The following is an 18468-nucleotide window of genomic DNA, read 5'->3' as shown; positions in this document are numbered from 1 at the left end:
GAAATCGAAAGTGAGCGCTAGGTGATTGCGCTCGCTGCAAAAATCGCTACCAGAGTGCGCCAGCTACACCGCATGCCTCCGAAAGTCTGAATCGATTTTCGGCGGGCGTTATGCGTCGATCAATCGTGTGGTCCGTGTTTCCGCTGCAAGGTCGGTGGCACGCGCGGCCGGGCCAAAAATGGGGTGGTTTCATGTGCGGTATTGTCGGCATCGTCGGGGCAGGGCCGGTGGCCGGGCGGCTGGTGGAGGCGCTCAAGCGGCTCGAGTATCGCGGCTATGATTCGGCCGGCGTCGCGACCATCCTCGACGGGCGGCTCGATCGCCGGCGGGCCGAGGGCAAGCTCGTCAATCTGGAGGCGCGACTAGCCGAAAAGCCGCTCGACGGCACGATCGGCATCGCCCACACCCGCTGGGCGACGCACGGCGCGCCGACGGAAGGCAATGCGCACCCGCATTTCACCGACGGCGTCGCCGTCGTTCACAACGGCATCATCGAGAATTTCTCCGAGATCAAGGATGAACTGATCGCCGGGGGGGCGGAGTTCGCCACCCAGACCGACACGGAGGTCGTGGCCCAGCTTCTGGCGAAGCTGCGGCGCGAAGGCTATGGCCGGCGCGACGCGATGCTTTCGATGCTGCAGCGGGTCAGCGGCGCCTATGCGCTGGCGGTGATGTTCGAGGACGATCCGTCGACGATCATGGTCGCCCGCAATGGCCCGCCGCTGGCGATCGGCCACGGGCAGGGGGAGATGTTCCTCGGCTCCGACGCGATCGCGCTCGCTCCCTTCACCTCCGAGATCACCTATCTGGTCGACGGCGACTGGGCCGTGGTCGGGCGCAACGGGGCCCACATCTTCGATCTGGAGGGCAATCCCGTCGAGCGGCGCCGGCAGGTCTCGAGCGCTGCCGCCTACATGATCGACAAGGGCAACCACCGGCATTTCATGGAAAAGGAGATCCATGAGCAGTCCGAAGTCGTGTCGCACACGCTGAGCCACTATATCGACTTCATCGGAAACAAGGTGAAGACACCGGCCGAAGAGATCGATTTCGCTTCGGTTTCGAGCCTCGCTATCTCGGCCTGCGGCACCGCCTACCTGGCGGGGCTCGTCGGCAAGTACTGGTTCGAGCGGCTGGCCCGCCTGCCGGTGGAGATCGACGTCGCCTCGGAGTTCCGCTACCGCGAAATGCCGCTGAACCCGACCTCGGCGGCGCTGTTCATCTCGCAATCGGGCGAGACGGCCGACACGCTGGCGTCGCTGCGCTACTGCAAGGAAGCGGGGCTGAAGATCGGCGCGATCGTGAACGCGCCGGAATCGACCATCGCCCGCGAGGCGGATGTCGTCTATCCGACGCTGGCCGGCCCGGAGATCGGCGTCGCCTCCACCAAGGCGTTCACCTGCCAGCTCGCGGTCCTCGCCTCGCTGGCGATCCAGGCGGCGCATGCCCGCGGTACGCTGAGTGCTGCCGACGAGAACGCGCTGGTGCGCCACCTCGCCGAGACGCCGCGGCTGATCGCCAACGTGCTGAACACCATCCAGCCGGCCGTCGAGCTTCTGGCGCGCGAGTTGTCGAAGTGCCGCGACGTGCTCTATCTCGGCCGCGGCACCAGCTATCCGCTGGCGCTGGAGGGCGCGCTGAAGCTGAAAGAGATTTCCTACATCCATGCCGAGGGCTATGCGGCCGGCGAACTGAAGCACGGGCCGATCGCGCTGATCGACGAGAACATGCCGGTGATCGTGATCGCGCCGTTCGACCGCTTCTTCGAAAAGACCGTCTCGAACATGCAGGAAGTGGCTGCCCGCGGCGGGCGGATCATCTTCATCACCGACGAGCGCGGCGCGGCCGCGACGAAGCTCGAGACGATGGCGACGATCGTGCTGCCGGCGGTCGACGAGATCATTGCGCCGGTGCTCTACGCGCTGCCGATCCAGCTGATCGCCTACCACACGGCCGTCGTCATGGGCACCGACGTCGACCAGCCGCGCAACCTGGCAAAATCGGTGACGGTGGAATGATCATCCGCGACGAGACTCCGGCCGACGTTGCTGCGATCGGTGCGCTGACCGCGGAAGCCTTCGCGCCCATGGTCTACAGCGACGGCACCGAGCCTGCGATCATCGAGCGCCTTCGCGCGGCCGGTGCGCTGACGTTCTCGCTCGTCGCCGACGAGGACGGCGAGGTGGTCGGCCACGTGGCCTTCTCGCCGGTGACGATCTCGGGCGAGGGCGAAGGCCAAGGCGGGGGCCAGGGCAAGGGATGGTACGGGCTCGGCCCGATTTCGGTCCGGCCGTCGCGCCAGCGGTCGGGAATCGGCAGCACGCTGGTCCGCACGGGGCTGGAGCGGCTTCGCACACTCGACGCCAAAGGATGCGTGCTGGCGGGGAGTCCCGCCTATTACGGCCGGTTCGGCTTCGCTACGGATCCGGCCTTCACCTCGCCGGGGATCCCTCACGAGTATTTCATGCGGGTTGCGTTTTCATCGGTTTACGCGGGCGGAACGGTTACCTATCATCCGGCCTTCTACGGCTGAGGCTCCCGGCGGCTGGATGGCGATGACCGATATCATTCCGCGACTTTCCGTGGCCACGCGGCTGCGAAACAATTTCCTGACAGGGCTGGTCATCTGCGCGCCGATCGCGATCACGATCTGGCTGACCTGGACGTTCATCCACTGGGCCGACAGCTGGGTGAAGCCCTATATTCCGAATCGCTACAATCCCGAGAGCTATCTGCAGTTCGCCATCCCCGGCTTCGGGCTCCTGATCGCCCTGGTCGTGATTACGCTCGTCGGCTTCCTCGGCAAGAACCTGATCGGACGGTCGATCGTCAATTTCGGAGAGACGATTCTCAACCGCACGCCGCTGGTCAGCACGATCTACAAGAGCCTCAAGCAGATCTTCGAATCGGTGCTGAAGGAGAAGGGCACCTCCTTCAACAAGGCGGGCCTGATCGAATATCCGAGCGCTGGCCTGTGGTCGGTGGTGTTTATCGCGACCGATGCCAAGGGCGAGATGAAGTCGAAGTTCGACGCCATGGGGCGCGACATGGTCGCCTGCTTCCTGCCGCCGACGCCGTTTCCCACCGCCGGCTATCTCGTCTTCGTGCCGCGCGAGAAGATCGTGCTGCTCGACATGAGCGCCGAGGATGCCGCCAAGCTGATCATCTCCGTCGGCCTTGTCAACCCGCCCGACAAGCTGCTGGCTGCGCCGATGCCGTTCAAGGCGAAGCTCAAGGATAAGTTCAGGAAATAGCGCTAAAGTACGTTGCGATCTCTCAGATTCGCTCCTGTGCTTTAGCGCTTGGATGTTATGCATGTCGTCGTCGCAAGACCACTGCACACTTTGCGCGACATGCTTTAACCCGCGCGCAGGAAACGGATCGCCTCGTCGCGGCGGTAGAGATAGAGGAGCGTGCGGATCGCCTGTCCGCGCTCGCTTTCCAGCTGCGGATCCTTTTCCAGCGTGTAGGCCGCCTCCTTGCGAGCGATCTCCAGCAGGTCGCCATGCGCCTCGATGCTGGCGACGAGGAAGCCGGGCGTGCCGGACTGGCGGGTACCGAGCAGTTCGCCTTCGCCGCGCAGCTTCAGGTCTTCCTCGGCGATGCGGAAGCCGTCCTCGGTCTCGCGCAGGATCCCGAGCCGGGCGCGTCCGTTCTCGCTGAGCGGGCCCTTGTAGAGCAGGATACAGGACGAGGCGCCGTCGCCGCGCCCGACGCGGCCGCGCAACTGGTGGAGCTGGGCGAGGCCGAAGCGTTCGGCGTGCTCTATGACCATGATGGTTGCGTCGGGGACGTCGACGCCGACCTCGACCACGGTGGTGGCGACCAGCAAGCGGGTCTCGCCGCTCTTGAAGGCCAGCATCGCCTCGTCCTTTTGCGGCCCGCTCATGCGGCCGTGCACGAGGCCGACCGCGTTGCCGAAGACGCCGGCAAGCGTCGCATGGCGCTCCTCGACGGACATCAGGTCCGATTCTTCCGTTTCCTCGACGAGCGGGCAGATCCAGTAGCCCTTCTTGCCTTCGCTGATCGCCGTACGCAGTCGCTCGACGATCTCGCCGGTCCGCTCCTGCGGCATGATGACGGTCTGGATCGGCTTGCGGCCGGCCGGCTTCTCGGTGAGCTTGGAGACGTCCATGTCGCCGAACGCGGCCAGCACCAGCGTGCGCGGGATCGGCGTCGCCGTCATCACCAGCATGTGTGGCGAGATCCCCTTCGCCGTCAGCCGCAGCCGCTGGTGGACGCCGAAGCGGTGCTGCTCGTCGACCACTGCAAGGGCGAGGTCGCGATAGACGACGTTGTCCTGGAACAGCGCATGCGTGCCGACGACGATGTTCGTCTCGCCGCTTTCGATGCGCTCCAGGATCTGGTCGCGTTCCCGGCCTTTGGTCCGGCCGGTGAGCACATCGAGGGTGACGCCGGCGGGTTCGGCCATCTTCGACAGCGTCGCATGATGCTGGCGGGCGAGGATCTCCGTCGGCGCCATCAGCACGGCCTGGCCGCCAGACTCGACAGCGGCCAGCATCGCCATCAGGGCGACGGCCGTCTTGCCGGAGCCGACGTCGCCCTGCAGCAGCCGCAGCATGCGCTGGTCGGTCGCCATGTCCGCCTTGACCTCGGCGATCGCCGTCTGCTGGCTGCCGGTGAGCGCAAACGGCAGGGCGGCCAGCACCGGCTCCGACAGGGCGCCTGTCGCCGTCACCGGGCGGCCGGCGACGCGCCGCAGCGTCTGGCGAACCAGCGCCAGCGAGATCTGGCCGGCCAGGAACTCGTCATAGGCAAGCCGGCGGCGGGCCGGCGCCTGCAGATCGAGATCGAGAGTGTCGCAGGGATGATGGAGGGCGGAAAAGGCGTTGGACGCGGCGGGAAATCCCTGGCGGGCGACCAGCGGGCCGTCGATCCATTCGGGGAGAGGCGGGACCCGCTCGACGGCCGCCTCGACTGCCTTGCGCAGGGTGCGCGGCGAAAGTCCCGCCGTCAAACCGTAGACGGGCTCGACCAGCGGCATGGTAGCGGCCTCCGAGGCCTTCACCATGAAGTCCGGATGGACCATCGAGGCACGGCCGTTGAACCAGTCCACCTTGCCGCTGACGATCACCTGTTCGTCCACCGGCAGGCTCTTTGTCAGCCAGTCTCCCTTGGCGCGGAAGAAGGTCAGCGCCAGCTCGCCGGTATCGTCGTGCAGGAAGACGCGGTAGGGCACGGACGACTTGCCGGGCGGCGGCGGCTGGTGGCGGTCGACACGGCCGGATACGGTGACGATCGCCCCTTGCGGGGCGTGCATGATGCCCGGCTGGTTGCGCCGGTCGATCAGGCTGTGCGGCAGGTGGAACACGAGGTCGATGACGCGGCAGTCGTCGATGCTCTCGTGGCCGAGCAGTTTGGCGAACAGCTCGCCCGTCTTCGGCCCGATGCCGGGCAGCGAGGCGAGGGAGGCGAACAGGGGATCGAGCAGGGCAGGACGCATGCTGCAAAAATGCGCCGGACAATTGCCGCTTGGCAAGGCTGACAATCCGCTTTCCAGCGTCTATAGAGACGCGGCGATCGTCTGCGTGCATCCGCGCCGGGCGCTCGCCTGCGCCTGACGCCCCGAAAGAGAGCCGGCGGTTGCGGGTAGAACTTGAATTTGCGCATGAATCCTGCCCTGGGCCGCTTCCGGTCCGCCGGCAGCCTGCGCTTCGACCGTGCGCCCGAAATGAGACGGACGGGCGGCTAGCCATGCGGGAAAGACGGCCATGACGGGCACCACACGTTCCAGCGCAGATATCGAACCGCGCCGCAAGCGCATCCTCTTTCGCTGCTGGCATCGCGGCATCCGCGAGATGGACCTGGTGCTCGGTACCTTTGCCGATGCCGAGGTCGAGACGCTCTCCGAAGCCGAACTGGACGAGTTGGAGGAGATCATGGCGGAGCATGACCGCGACCTCGTCCTGTGGGTGACGGGCGAACGGCCGGTTCCGGACCGTTTCCTGACCGGCCTGTTCCCGCGCATCTGTGCGTTCACCCCTGACTTCTCGCCGGTCACGGCGGAGACCTTCGGAAAAGCGAAATGATCCCCGGCCTCGACACCTCTGCCCTTGCGACGATCGGCCAGCCGGCCACGATCGGTTCGGTTCCGAGCGGTGCGGAGCCGCTGGTGCTTGCCGAGATCGCTCGCACGCTCGGCCCGGTCGCCTATGTCATGTCGGACGGCCAGCGGATCGGGGACATGGAGCAGATGCTGGGGTTCGCAGCACCCGACATCCCGGTGCTGACGCTGCCCGGCTGGGACTGTCTGCCCTATGACCGTGTCTCGCCGAGCGCGGATACCTCGGCGCGCCGGCTGTCGGCGCTGTCGGCGCTGATCGCACACGCCGACAAGCCGCATCCGGCCATCGTTCTCGTCACCGTCAATGCCATGCTGCAGAAGATGGCGCCGCGGCAGGTCATCGGCGGTCTCGCCTTTGCCGCCCGCCCGGGGAATCAGGTTCGGATGGACGATCTGGCCGCCCGGCTCGAACGCAACGGCTTCGAGCGCGTGGCGACCGTCCGCGAAGTCGGCGAATATGCCGTGCGAGGCGGCATCCTCGACGTCTTCGTGCCCGGAAGCGAGGAACCGGTGCGGCTCGATTTCTTCGGCGACACGCTGGAGAGCATCCGCACTTTCGATCCCGCCAGCCAGCGCACGACCGGGCAGGCGAGGAGCCTCGACCTCAACCCGATGAGCGAGGTGACGCTGACGCCGGAGACGATCAGCCACTTCCGCAAGGAATACCTGTCGCTGTTCGGTGCGGCGACCCGCGACGACGCGCTTTACCAGGCCGTTTCCGAGGGGCGGCGCTATGCCGGCATGGAGCACTGGCTGCCGCTGTTCTACGACGAGATGGAGACCGCGTTCGACTATCTGAAGGGCTTTCGCATCGTCACCGATCACGCAGCCCGCGAGGCGGCGGCGGAACGCTCCAAGCTCGTTCGCGACTATTACGAGGCACGTTTGAGCTCGGCCTCGGCCAAGGGCCAGCTGGCGCAGGCCACGCCCTACAAGCCGGTGCCGCCAGGCGCACTCTATCTCGACGATGACCGATTCGCAGCCCTTCTGAACGAGCACGACGCGATCCGCATCTCGCCCTTCAACGAGCACGAGGGCGAGGCGCGCCGGGTCTTCGCGATCGAGGCGCGCGCAGGGGCTCGGTGGGCCAAGGCGGCCAAGGACGGAGAAAGTGCCGGCGAACGCGTCAACGTCTTCGACCAGGTGGTGAAATACATCGCCGACCTGCGCGTGGCAGGCAGGAAGGTGCTGGTGACCGGATGGAGTGAGGGTTCGCTCGACCGGCTCATGCAGGTTCTAAGCGAGCACGGCCTCGGCAATGTCGTCGGCGTCACCGATCTTTCAGACCTGCGCAAGCTGAAGCCGGGCGAGGCGGGTTCGGCCGTGCTCAGCCTGGAGAACGGATTCGAGACGGGCGACCTTGTCTTCATCGGCGAGCAGGACATCCTCGGCGACCGCATGGTCCGCCGTACGCGCCGGCGCAAGCGGGGCGCGGATTTCATAGCGGAAGTGGCGGGGCTGGACGAGGGCAGCATCGTCGTCCACGCCGAGCACGGCATCGGCCGCTTCATCGGCCTGCGCACCATCGAGGCAGCGGGTGCGCCGCATGCCTGCCTGGAGCTGCGCTATGCCGACGACGCCAAGCTGTTCCTGCCGGTGGAGAACATCGACCTTCTTTCGCGCTACGGCGGCGAGGGGACGGATGCGATCCTCGACAAACTCGGCGGCGTCGCCTGGCAGGCGCGCAAGGCCAAGCTGAAGAAGCGGCTCCTGGACATGGCCAACGGCCTGATCCAGATCGCCGCCGCCCGGCTGGTGCGCCATGCACCGGTGCTCGCCGCGCAGGACGGCGTCTATGACGAGTTCGCCGCGCGCTTCCCCTATGACGAGACCGAGGACCAGGCGAGCGCCATCGATGCGGTGCGCGAGGACCTGGGCGCCGGCCGGCCGATGGACCGGCTGGTCTGCGGCGACGTCGGCTTCGGCAAGACCGAAGTGGCGCTGCGGGCAGCCTACATCGCCGCGATGAATGGGGTGCAGGTGGCCGTCGTCGTGCCGACGACACTGCTCGCCCGCCAGCATTTCAAGACCTTCACCGACCGCTTCCGCGGCCTGCCGATCCGCCTGCAGCAGGCCTCGCGGCTGGTCGGCTCCAAGGAACTGGCGCTGACGAAGAAGGAAGTGGCCGAGGGCAAGACCGACATCGTCGTCGGCACGCATGCGCTTCTCGGCAGCTCGATCAAGTTTGCCAATCTCGGGCTGCTGGTCATCGACGAGGAGCAGCATTTCGGCGTCAAGCACAAGGAGCGGCTGAAGGAACTGAAGAGCGACGTGCACGTGCTGACGCTCTCTGCCACGCCGATCCCGCGCACGCTGCAGCTTGCGATGACGGGCGTGCGCGAACTGTCGCTGATCACCACACCGCCGGTCGACCGGATGGCGGTGCGCACCTTCATCTCTCCGTTCGATCCCCTGGTGATCCGCGAGACGCTGATGCGCGAGCACTATCGTGGCGGCCAGAGCTTCTATGTCTGCCCGCGGCTCAGCGACCTTGCCGAGATCCAGGAGTTCCTGCAGCAGGACGTGCCGGAGCTGAAGGTGGCCGTTGCGCACGGCCAGATGCCGGCCACCGAGCTGGAAGACATCATGAACGCCTTCTACGACGGGCGCTACGACGTGCTGCTGTCGACCACCATCGTCGAATCGGGCCTCGACGTGCCCACGGCGAACACGCTGATCGTCCACCGCGCCGACATGTTCGGCCTGGCCCAGCTCTACCAGCTGCGCGGCCGCGTCGGCCGCTCCAAGGTGCGCGCGTTCGCGCTGCTGACGCTGCCGGTGAACAAGAAGCTGACGGCGCCGGCGGAGCGGCGGCTGAAGGTGCTGCAGTCGCTGGACACGCTCGGCGCCGGCTTCCAGCTCGCCAGCCACGACCTCGACATCCGCGGCGCCGGCAATCTTCTGGGCGAGGAGCAGTCCGGGCACATCAAGGAGGTCGGCTTCGAGCTCTACCAGCAACTGCTCGAGGAGGCTGTCGCCGAGATCAAGGGTGATGAGGAGATCGTCGATAGCGGCTGGTCGCCGCAGATCTCGGTCGGAACGCCGGTGATGATCCCCGACGACTACGTGCCCGACCTGCATCTGAGGCTCGGCCTCTACCGCCGCCTCGGCGAGATCACCGAATTGTCCGATATCGATGCCTTCGGCGCCGAGCTGATCGACCGCTTTGGGCCGCTGCCGCTGGAAGTGCAGCATCTCCTGAAGATCGTCTACATCAAGTCGCTGTGCCGCACGGCCAATGTGGAGAAGCTGGATGCGGGGCCGAAGGGCGTTGTCGTGCAGTTCCGCCACAAGGAATTCCCGAACCCGGCGGCACTCGTCGGCTACATCGCCAAGCAGGGCACGCTGGCCAAGATCCGACCCGACCAGAGCCTGTTCTTGTCGCGCGACCTACCGACGCCGGAAAAGCGGCTGACGGGGGCCGCGCAACTGATCACGCAACTGGCGGGACTGGCAAAGCAGGCTGCGGCCTGATCCGCGTCAGCGGGTCGGTCGGCGGGGCTTCCGGGCTGGTCGGTGGTCAGGCCTGGGCGGCAACCTGGCAGGCGGCTGCGGCCTCCGACCGCTTCAACGCCGCCACTTCGCGCAATGCGCCGGCGAGCACGTCAGCGCTCTGCGCACCCATGACCGCATACTTGTTGTCGATGATGAAGCAGGGGACGCCGGTTACGCCCATCTGGCGGGCCAGGCCGATTTCCTCCTTGACCGAGCCGACGTCGGCGCCGGCCGAAAACAGCGCTGCAACGACGGAGCGATCCAGGCCGGCTTTCTCGGCGATGTCGAGCAGCACGTTGCGATCGCCGACATTCCGGCCGTCCTCGAAATAGGCCTTGAACAGGGCGAGCGAGACGCGGTTCTGGACGTCCGGCCCCTCGATCATCGCCCAGCGCAGCAGGCGGTGTGCGTCCAGCGTGTTCGGGCTGAGTTCGATCGTCTCGAAATGAAAGTCGATGCCCGCCTCGTGACCGAGGCCGGTCAGCATGCCATGGGCCTTGTCGACGGCATCTTCGCCACCCAGCTTTTCGGCCAGGTGTTTCTTGTGGTCGACGCCCTGCGCCGGCATGTCGGGGTTGAGCTGGTAGGGGCGGAAGGTCACGGACACGTTCAACTCGTCCGAGACGGCCTCGATGGCCTTCTCCAGCCGCTTCTTGCCGAGATAGCACCACGGACAGACAACGTCTGAAACGACATCGATCGCTACGGTTTCCATTCCCAATCAACCTCCTGCGGGCCGCCGGTCGCGACCTTAAGCCGAGATAGGCTCTGGGGCGGCTGAGTTCAATGGGTTACCTGCAGGTAACCGGCCGCAACTGTGGTCATTGCTGCGCGTCCGCATCCCACCAGACGGGAAACTGGTAGCCGTAGAGCGGGGCGGTTTCGGGACGGGCGATGTGGCGGTGGCGGGCCACCCACTGCCGGCCGAGATGATAGAGCGGCAGGACATAGTGATTGGAAAGCAGCAGCCGGTCGTGCGCGCGGACGGCGGAGCGGAAGTCCTCGGCGCTGCGTGCGGCCAGGATCGCATCGACCATCCGGCCCACATCGGGATCGTCCGCGCCGGCAAAGGCCTCGCTGCCGTCGCGGTCGCGGAAATCGGAGCGCCAGCGCACGGCCTGTTCCAGTCCCGGCGAGAGCGAAGAGGCGTAGGCGCGGACGATGACGTCGTAGTCGAAGGTCTGGGTGCGGCTCTGGTATTGCGAATCGTCGACGGTTCGCACCGAGGCGCGGATGCCGAGCGCGTGGAGGAAGCGCTGGTAGGCCAGCGCCAGCTTCTCCTGGTCGGCGTTCTGAGTCATGATCTCGAAGGCGAGCGGGCGGCCACTTTCGTCGCTCATGACGCCGTCCTTGATCGTGTAGCCGGCCTCTTTCATCAACAGCACGGCCTGCTTCAGCACCCTGCGGTCGCGGCCCGAAGCATCGGTCACCGGCCATCGGTAGCTGCCGTCGGCGATCGCGGGCTCGATGCGGGCGAGGGCGGGGCCTAGCAGCTCTTTCTCCCGCCCGTCGACGGCGGTGCCGAGCGAGGACAGGTCGGAATTCTGCCAGAAGCTCTCGGTTCTGCGGTAGGCGCCCTCGAACAGGTTCCGGTTGACCCATTCGAAATCGAACACGAGCGAAAGCCCGTGGCGAAGCCTGGCATCGGCAAACATCGGGCGGCGGGTGTTGAAGACGAAGCCGAGCATGCCGGAGGGCACCTTCGGGGTGAACTCGTCCCTGACGATCTCGCCCGACCGGACGGCGGGGAAATCGTAGCCGCGCGCCCATTTGGTCGGATTGCCTTCCTGGTAGACGTCGATCGTGCCCTTCTTGAAGGCCTCGAACAGCGAATTTTCCTGCAGGAAGTATTCGACGCCGATGCGGTCATAGTTGTCGAAGCCGACCTTGGAGGGGATGTCCTTTCCCCAGTAGTCCGGGTTGCGCTCGAAGACGATCTTCTCCCCCGGCCTGACCTCCGTGATCCGGTAGGGACCCGAGCCCAGCGGGAACTGCAGGGATGTGCGGTCGAAGCCCTCGGCGTCGGTCGCATGCTTCGGCAGGACCGGGGACAGCGCCAGCAGCAGCGGCGATTCGCGGTCCGCCTTGTCGTTGAAGGTGAAGCGCACGCTGTGCTCGCCGATTTTCTCCATCCGGTCGACGACGTCGAGCCTGCGGCTGAAGGGGGAACGACCCTTGTCGCGCAGAAGTTCGAAGGAGAAGATCACGTCCTCGGGGGTGACCGGCTTGCCGTCCGCCCAGCGCGCCTTCGGGTTGAGATTGAACTGGACGAAGCTGCGGGCATCGTCCCACTCGACCGTCTCGGCGAGGAGGCCGTACATCGAAAACGGCTCGTCGCGCGAGCGCTGCATCAGCGATTCGGTGACGAGATTGCCGAACTCGGGGTCCCACATTCCGCGCGCGGTGGTACGCATGCTCTTCAGAATGAAGGGGTTGAGGTTGTCGAAGGTCCCGACGACGCCGTATGTGATCGCGCCGCCCTTGCGGACGTCGGGGTTGACGTAGGGGAAGTGTTCGTAGTCCGGCGGCAGCGCCGGTTCGCCATGCATCGCGATGCCGTGCAGGGGGGCGGCGTCCACCGTGCGCGCGGACGGCGCCGCGACGGCGATCAACAATGCTGTCAGTAGGAGCCGCAACATGTTTCCTCATAGCGATGCAGACGCGATTCGGTGACAACTTACATAATCGTGCGTCGGCCGAACAACCTTGGCCCGTCTTTTTCAGGAAGTCGGGGTAAAATTGCGACGAAAGACTGGATATCCGCCGGCGCCCATTGTACAGGATGCCTGAAAAGCGGGTCATGCAAATGCCTCAATTCGCCGACAGAGAGCGCTGAGCTGACCGAAACACCTTAGGGGCGAAACAGCGCTCGGCATCGGATCTCAGGAGACGGAACTCGTTATGATCACCAAATCGATCTTCACCAAGCAGGCCGTGCTTTCGGCGTTCGCAGTGTCGCTCGCCGCAGCAGTCCTGCCGTCCGCCGCCTCGGCCCAGCAGGCGCAAGCGCCGCAGGGCTGGTTCAAGGTCTGCACCAAGCAGGAAGACAACGACGTCTGCATCGTGCAGAACCTCCTGACCGCCGGCGGTGGCCAGTTGCTGACGGCCGTCGGCCTGATCACGGTCGAGGGCAAGGTCAATCGCAAGATCCTGCAGGTTTCGGTTCCAAGCGCCCGCCTGATCCCGCCCGGCATCGCCATGCAGATCGACGGCGGGAAGGCGCAGAAGCTCGACTACGCCATCTGCATGCCCGACAAGTGCGTCGCCGAAGCGCCGCTTTCGGACCAGATGCTGGCGAGCCTGAAGAAGGGCGGCGAGGTTGTCTTCACCTCCGTCAACTTCCAGCGTTCGCCGAACCCGATCAAGATGTCGCTGGGCGGCTTCACCGGCGCATTCGACGGCGAGCCGATCGAACAGTCCAAGCTCGAGGAGCGCCAGCGCCTGCTGCAGGAAGAGATGCAGAAAAAGGCCGACGAGGCCCGCAAGAAGCTCGAGGACGCCCAGAAGGCCGCCAAGAGCCAGTAACGGCCTTCGCCCTCATCGCTTTCAAGAAAAACCCGGCCAATGGCCGGGTTTTTTGTTGCCGTTCGATCCTGCTTACTGCCGCCTCCGGCATTCGTCGTCAGTGGACGATGCCCGCGTCGACCTTCCAGTGGTAGGTGCCGCCGTCGTCCGGCGCCATGAGTGCGCGGACCTGCGGATGGCGGACCGGCATGCCGCTGTCGTCGGGCACGAGGTTCTGTTCGGAGACATAGGCGACATATTCGGTTTCGGCGTTTTCCGCGAACAGATGGTAGAAGGGCTGGTCCTTCGAGGGGCGGATTTCCGCCGGAATGGCATCCCACCATTCATCCGTGTTTGCGAATTCCGGATCAACGTCGAAGACCACGCCGCGGAACGGGTAGATCCGATGGCGGACCACATCTCCGATACCGTACTTGGCTGTTCTTACTTTCATGTCTGGCCTTCCTTTCACTGTATATCTGGGAAGGAATGCGGAAAACTCAAGGTTTCACGCCGGGGCTCACTGCCCCGGGGGGCCTGTGCCGCCAAGTGAAGCGGGAGCCTGTCGGGCCGGCACGCGTGGCCAATGCACGTCGTGATCTTTCAGGTCTCTGCCGCGCTTTAGACCTTTGACTTCGCTGCACACTTTTGGGCGACACGCTTTAGCAAAAAGCCCGGCTCGGAGCCGGGCTTCTCGGGTCTTTGCCTCCGCCCGGGGGCGGAGGGCTCGGCATCAGGCCGAGTAGTACATGTCGAACTCGACCGGGTGCGGGGTCATTTCGTAGCGCATGACTTCCGCCATCTTGAGTTCGATGTAGGCGTCGATCTGGTCGTCGTCGAAGACGCCGCCGGCGGTCAGGAACTTGCGGTCCTTGTCCAGGTTTTCCAGGGCTTCGCGCAGCGAGCCGCAGACGGTCGGGATCTTCTTCAGCTCCTTCGGCGGCAGGTCGTACAGGTCCTTGTCCATGGCCTTGCCAGGATGGATCTTGTTCTTGATGCCGTCCAGACCAGCCATCAGCATGGCGGCGAAGCCGAGGTAGGGGTTGCCGAGCGGGTCGGGGAAGCGGACTTCGACGCGCTTGGACTTCGGACCGGTGCCGAACGGAATGCGGCACGAGGCGGAACGGTTACGGGCCGAGTAGGCGAGCAGGACCGGAGCCTCATAGCCCGGGACGAGACGCTTGTAGGAGTTCGTCGTCGGGTTGGTGAAGGCGTTGATGGCCTTGGCATGCTTGATGATGCCGCCGATGTAGTAGAGGCACGATTCGGAGAGACCGGCATATTCGTCGCCGGCGAAGGTCGGCTTGCCATCCTTCCAGATCGACTGGTGAACGTGCATGCCCGAGCCGTTGTCGCCGAAGATCGGCTTCGGCATGAAGGTTGCCGTCTTGCCGTAGGCGTTGGCGACCTGGTGGACGACGTACTTGTAGATCTGCATCTTGTCGGCGTTGCGCACCAGCGTGTCGAACTTGACACCGAGCTCGTGCTGGGCGGCTGCCACTTCGTGGTGCTGCTTTTCGACGACCACGCCCATTTCGGAGAGAACCGTCAGCATCTCGGAGCGCATGTCCTGGCAGCTGTCGACCGGCGGAACCGGGAAGTAGCCGCCCTTGACGCGCGGGCGGTGGCCGAGGTTGCCGGTATCATAGTCGGTGTCGTCGTTGGACGGCAGTTCCGAACTGTCGAGCTTGAAGCCGGTGTTGTACGGGTCGGCCTTGTACTTGACGTCGTCGAAGACGAAGAATTCCGGCTCCGGGCCGACGAAGATGGTGTCGCCGATGCCGGACGACTTCAGGTAGGCCTCGGCCTTCTTGGCGGTGCCGCGCGGGTCGCGGTTGTAGGATTCGCCGGAGATCGGGTCCAGGATGTCGCAGAAGATCACCATCGTGGACTGGGCGAAGAAGGGATCCATGTGGACGGTTGCCGGGTCCGGCATCAGCACCATGTCCGACTCGTTGATGGCCTTCCAGCCGGCGATCGAGGAGCCGTCGAACATGACGCCGTCGGCGAACATGTCTTCGTCGACGCAGGAGATGTCCATCGTCACGTGCTGCAGCTTGCCCTTCGGGTCGGTGAAGCGCAGGTCTACGAACTTGACGTCGTTCTCCTTGATTTGCTTCAGGATGTCTTTGGCAGTCGTCATGTTTTGAAAGTCCCTATGTAGTGGAGGGGTGGAAAGCCCGTGCCGGACGGCCAGGCGGGATTAGATAGCGTCGACGCCGGTCTCGCCGGTGCGGATGCGGATGACTTCTTCGATATTGGAAACGAAGATCTTGCCGTCGCCGATACGGCCGGTCTGGGCGGCGTTGCGGATGGCCTCGATGACAGCCTCCGCGTTCTCGTCCGCGAGCACGACCTCGACTTTGACCTTCGGCAGGAAATCGACAACGTATTCGGCGCCGCGATACAGTTCCGTATGGCCCTTCTGGCGCCCGAAGCCCTTCGCTTCCGTGACAGTGATGCCCTGCAGACCGACTTCCTGAAGCGCTTCCTTCACTTCGTCGAGTTTGAACGGCTTTATGATCGCTTCGATCTTTTTCATGAGAAAATGTCTCTCCGCTTCTCCCATTTGCGCAGGAATTTGCTTCCTGCCGCCTTCATGAATGCATTTTGCATGCCAACCTTTGCATTTCCCGTGCCAGTTTTGCCGGTTCGGGACGATTTGCGTCGCTCTTTCTGGGCCGGGCTCTCGAAAGGTACGGCGGCCGCCCAAGACAGCGATGCCAATCTGCCTAAAAATTATGTCGCAGAGGACGATCGGCGCGCACTGTCATGGAGATCGGCCGCAGATTTCGAGAATAGCATCGAATTTGAGCACCGTAGACGTGCAAATGCATAAATAACGTGCATTTGCTGCCGGGAAATTTGCCGTTGGCAGGATCCGGCGTTGGAGGCATTGTGGTGTCATGCACAGCGAACTGGAAACAATCGTCGTCACCCCTGAGGAAATGGCCGGCATCGATCGCGCCGCCATCGCATCGGGCATCGACGGCTACGGACTGATGGAGAAGGCGGGGCAGGCGGTTGCTGCGGCCGCGCTGCGGCTGTTTCCCGGCTGCCGACGCTTTGTCGTGCTGGCTGGACCCGGCAACAATGGCGGCGACGGTTACGTGGCCGCGCGCGTGCTCTCCGATTCCGGCTGCCCGGTGGACCTCTACGGGCTCGGCGAGCCGGCCCCCGGCGGTGACGCCGACTGTGCCCGGCAACGATACGCCGGCCCGACGCTCACCCTTGGCGACTACACGCCTTCCTCCGGGGACGTCGTGATCGATGCGCTCTTCGGTGCCGGGCTGTCGCGCGATCTGGACGCGTCGGTCTGCGCACTGATCGACCGGGTCAACAGCCTCGCCGTTCCCGTCGTCGCGGTCGATCTGCCGAGCGGTGTCGACGGCCGCACGGGCCAGGTCCGCGGCGCGGCGTTCCAGGCGCAGCACACGGTGACCTTCATGTGCCGCAAACCGGGCCACCTGCTGATGCCGGGGCGAGCGCTCTGCGGCGATTTCGAAATCTTCGACATCGGCATACCGGGGCGGATCGTCTCGGCCGCATCGCATCATTTGCGGGTGAACGGGCCGGCGATCTGGCGCATGAGCCTGCCGCAGGCGGATCCGTCCGCGCACAAATACGGCCACGGCCATCTGGCGGTCTTCTCGGGCGGGCCGATGTCGACAGGAGCGGCCCGGCTGTCGGCCGCAGCGGGGCTACGCGCCGGGGCAGGGCTCGTGACGCTCCTGTCGCCCGCACCCGCGACGGAGGTGAATGCGGCACAACTGACGGCGGTCATGCTGCGGCAGGTCGACGACATCGCCGATCTCGAGGCGCTGCTCGGCGATCCGCGCCTTTCGGCCTTCGTGCTCGGTCCGGCCTTCGGCGATTTCGAAAAAGCCCGCGCGTATGTGACCGCCCTGCGCGGCCGTCCGCTGGTGCTGGATGCCGATGGTATCACCGCCTTCCGCGACCGGCCCGAAGCGCTTTTCGAGATCTATGCCGGCGGCGACGGGGACCTCGTGCTGACGCCGCATGACGGGGAGTTCGCAAGGCTTTTCCCGGACATTGCTGCCGATCCCGGCCTGTCCAAGGTGGAGCGCGCCCGCAAGGCTGCCGCGCACAGCCACGCGGCGGTCGTGCTGAAAGGCGCCGACACCGTCATCGCCGCGCCCGACGGGCGGGCGCTGATCAACGCCAACGCGCCGCCATGGCTCGCCACGGCCGGGTCGGGCGACGTGCTGGCCGGCATCATCGGCGCCCATCTTGCGCAGGGCATGCCGGCCTTTGAGGCGGCGGCGGCCGGCGTCTGGCGTCACGGCGAAGCGGGCCGGCGCGCCGGTGCGGGCGCGACGGCCGAGGATCTCATCACCGTGCTGAATGGCTTCGATCAAATCTAATGACTTTGGCCGCCGTCGGCGAAACGGTAGAACTCCGCGGATCGAAGCGCAAAGAGAAGACGTGTCCATGGGCCTGATCGATATCGCCCTGCTGGTGCTGGTGGCGGCGCTGTGGGGGTTCAACTTCGTCGTCATCAAGATCGGCATCGCCAACTTTCCGCCGATCCTGTTTTCGGCGCTGCGGTTCCTGTTCGCCGCCCTGCCGCTCGTCTTCTTCCTGCCGCGCCCGGCCGTGCCATGGCGGCTGATCCTCGGCATCGGGCTGGTGCTGGGCGTGGTGAAGTTCAGCCTCCTCTTCATCGCGATGGACGTCGGGCTGTCGGCGGGACTGGCCTCGCTGCTCTTGCAGGCGCAGGCCTTCTTCACCGTGATCCTCGCCGCCATCGTCTTCGGCGACCGGCCGCGGCCGGTGCAGGTTGCAGGCATCCTGGTGGCACTCGCCGGGATGACGGTGATCGCGGCGACGGTCGACGGCGGCTTCACCTATGCCGGGCTGGCGCTGGCGCTCGGTGCTGCGCTCGCCTGGGCGGTGTCCAACTTGATGATGAAGAAGGTCGGCAATGTCGACATGCTGGCGCTGATGGTGTGGGTCAGCCTGGTGCCGCCGATCCCGCTGGTGCTCATTTCGCTTGCGACGGAAGGGCTGGACCGTGACCTCGATGCGCTTGCGGCGCTCTCCTGGCAGGGGCTCGGCGCCGTTGCCTACATCGCCTACATCGCGACGATCTTCGGCTTCGGGGTCTGGGGCTACATGATCCGCAAGCACGGACTGTCGTCGGTGGCGCCGTTCTCGCTGCTCGTGCCGGTGTTCGGGATGAGTTCGTCGGCGCTGGTCTTCGGCGAGAGTTTCGGGCCGGCCCGCCTGGGCGGCGCTGTGCTGGTCGTCTGCGGCCTGGTACTCACCGCACTCGGGCCGCGGCTGCTCGACAGGGTGCGTCGCCCGGCGCCGGCTTCCCCGTAGGTCAGGGCCGTTTTCGTTCACGTCCGGCGCGCAAGGCC

The 18468-nt window shown here is 65.4% G+C and carries 14 protein-coding genes; 8 read left to right on the top strand and 6 right to left on the bottom strand.

The features are described 5' to 3' along the window. Positions 1-191: 191 nt before the first annotated feature. From glmS to GGQ64_RS00370, 3 genes are read left to right on the top strand one after another with little or no spacing between them, the layout of a single operon-like run. Positions 192-2018 carry a glutamine--fructose-6-phosphate transaminase (isomerizing) gene (glmS, locus tag GGQ64_RS00380; protein ID WP_183797736.1) on the top strand — a complete coding sequence of 609 codons (1827 nt, stop codon included), beginning with the start codon at positions 192-194 and terminating at the stop codon, positions 2016-2018. Next, positions 2015-2533 carry a GNAT family N-acetyltransferase gene (locus GGQ64_RS00375; protein WP_183797734.1) on the top strand — a complete coding sequence of 173 codons (519 nt, stop codon included), beginning with the start codon at positions 2015-2017 and terminating at the stop codon, positions 2531-2533. The genes glmS and GGQ64_RS00375 overlap by 4 nt, the downstream gene beginning before the upstream one ends. Before the next feature lie 22 nt (positions 2534-2555). Next, positions 2556-3254, top strand: coding sequence for a DUF502 domain-containing protein (locus GGQ64_RS00370; protein ID WP_183797732.1), 699 nt, complete (start codon positions 2556-2558; stop codon positions 3252-3254). Between the two features lie 104 nt (positions 3255-3358). Here the strand turns inward: GGQ64_RS00370 and recG are convergent, their stop codons facing one another. After that, positions 3359-5464: an ATP-dependent DNA helicase RecG gene (gene recG, locus GGQ64_RS00365; RefSeq protein ID WP_183797730.1), complete on the bottom strand. Its 2106-nt coding sequence runs from the start codon at positions 5462-5464 to the stop codon at positions 3359-3361. Between the two features lie 268 nt (positions 5465-5732). Here recG and GGQ64_RS00360 point away from each other — a divergent pair, with 268 nt between their 5' ends. Both GGQ64_RS00360 and mfd read left to right on the top strand, forming a co-directional pair. Beyond that, entirely contained in the window at positions 5733-6050 is a 318-nt protein-coding gene (locus GGQ64_RS00360; RefSeq protein ID WP_183797728.1) for an FAD assembly factor SdhE, read from the top strand. Beyond that, entirely contained in the window at positions 6047-9559 is a 3513-nt protein-coding gene (mfd, locus tag GGQ64_RS00355) for a transcription-repair coupling factor (RefSeq protein WP_183797726.1), read from the top strand. Before GGQ64_RS00360 ends, mfd begins: the two co-directional genes overlap by 4 nt. 46 nt (positions 9560-9605) lie before the next feature. Here mfd and GGQ64_RS00350 read toward each other — a convergent pair whose 3' ends face one another. Together GGQ64_RS00350 and GGQ64_RS00345 are read right to left on the bottom strand one after the other, a co-directional pair. Then, on the bottom strand, positions 9606-10295 hold the full coding sequence (locus GGQ64_RS00350; RefSeq protein ID WP_183797725.1) for a DsbA family oxidoreductase: 690 nt from the start codon (positions 10293-10295) through the stop codon (positions 9606-9608). 106 nt (positions 10296-10401) lie between these two features. Then, the gene (locus GGQ64_RS00345) at positions 10402-12219 is read right to left on the bottom strand and encodes an extracellular solute-binding protein (RefSeq protein WP_183797723.1); all 1818 of its coding nucleotides are present in this window, start codon (positions 12217-12219) and stop codon (positions 10402-10404) included. A 262-nt stretch (positions 12220-12481) separates the two neighbouring features. On the opposite strand from GGQ64_RS00345, the gene GGQ64_RS00340 reads away from it, so the two are divergent. Continuing rightward, the gene (locus tag GGQ64_RS00340; RefSeq protein WP_183797721.1) at positions 12482-13105 is read left to right on the top strand and encodes an invasion associated locus B family protein; all 624 of its coding nucleotides are present in this window, start codon (positions 12482-12484) and stop codon (positions 13103-13105) included. A 97-nt stretch (positions 13106-13202) separates the two neighbouring features. Here the strand turns inward: GGQ64_RS00340 and hspQ are convergent, their stop codons facing one another. The 3 genes from hspQ to GGQ64_RS00325 form a co-directional block, all read right to left on the bottom strand. After that, entirely contained in the window at positions 13203-13538 is a 336-nt protein-coding gene (gene hspQ / locus GGQ64_RS00335; protein ID WP_183797719.1) for a heat shock protein HspQ, read from the bottom strand. 279 nt (positions 13539-13817) lie between these two features. Continuing rightward, the gene (gene glnA / locus GGQ64_RS00330; RefSeq protein ID WP_183797717.1) at positions 13818-15227 is read right to left on the bottom strand and encodes a type I glutamate--ammonia ligase; all 1410 of its coding nucleotides are present in this window, start codon (positions 15225-15227) and stop codon (positions 13818-13820) included. 60 nt (positions 15228-15287) lie between these two features. Beyond that, positions 15288-15626 (bottom strand): P-II family nitrogen regulator, encoded by a 339-nt coding sequence (locus tag GGQ64_RS00325; protein WP_003508042.1) that lies wholly within the window; start codon positions 15624-15626, stop codon positions 15288-15290. A gap of 364 nt (positions 15627-15990) precedes the next feature. Here GGQ64_RS00325 and GGQ64_RS00320 point away from each other — a divergent pair, with 364 nt between their 5' ends. Both GGQ64_RS00320 and GGQ64_RS00315 read left to right on the top strand, forming a co-directional pair. After that, positions 15991-17469: an NAD(P)H-hydrate dehydratase gene (locus GGQ64_RS00320; protein ID WP_183797715.1), complete on the top strand. Its 1479-nt coding sequence runs from the start codon at positions 15991-15993 to the stop codon at positions 17467-17469. Between the two features lie 67 nt (positions 17470-17536). Then, positions 17537-18430, top strand: a complete 894-nt coding sequence (locus GGQ64_RS00315; protein WP_183797713.1) for an EamA family transporter — start codon at positions 17537-17539, stop codon at positions 18428-18430. Positions 18431-18468 lie beyond the last annotated feature (38 nt).

Origin of the sequence: Mycoplana azooxidifex (genome assembly GCF_014196765.1) — a bacterium.
Taxonomy (GTDB): Bacteria; Pseudomonadota; Alphaproteobacteria; order Rhizobiales; family Rhizobiaceae; genus Mycoplana; species Mycoplana azooxidifex.
This window is presented reverse-complemented; position numbering and strand designations above follow the sequence as displayed.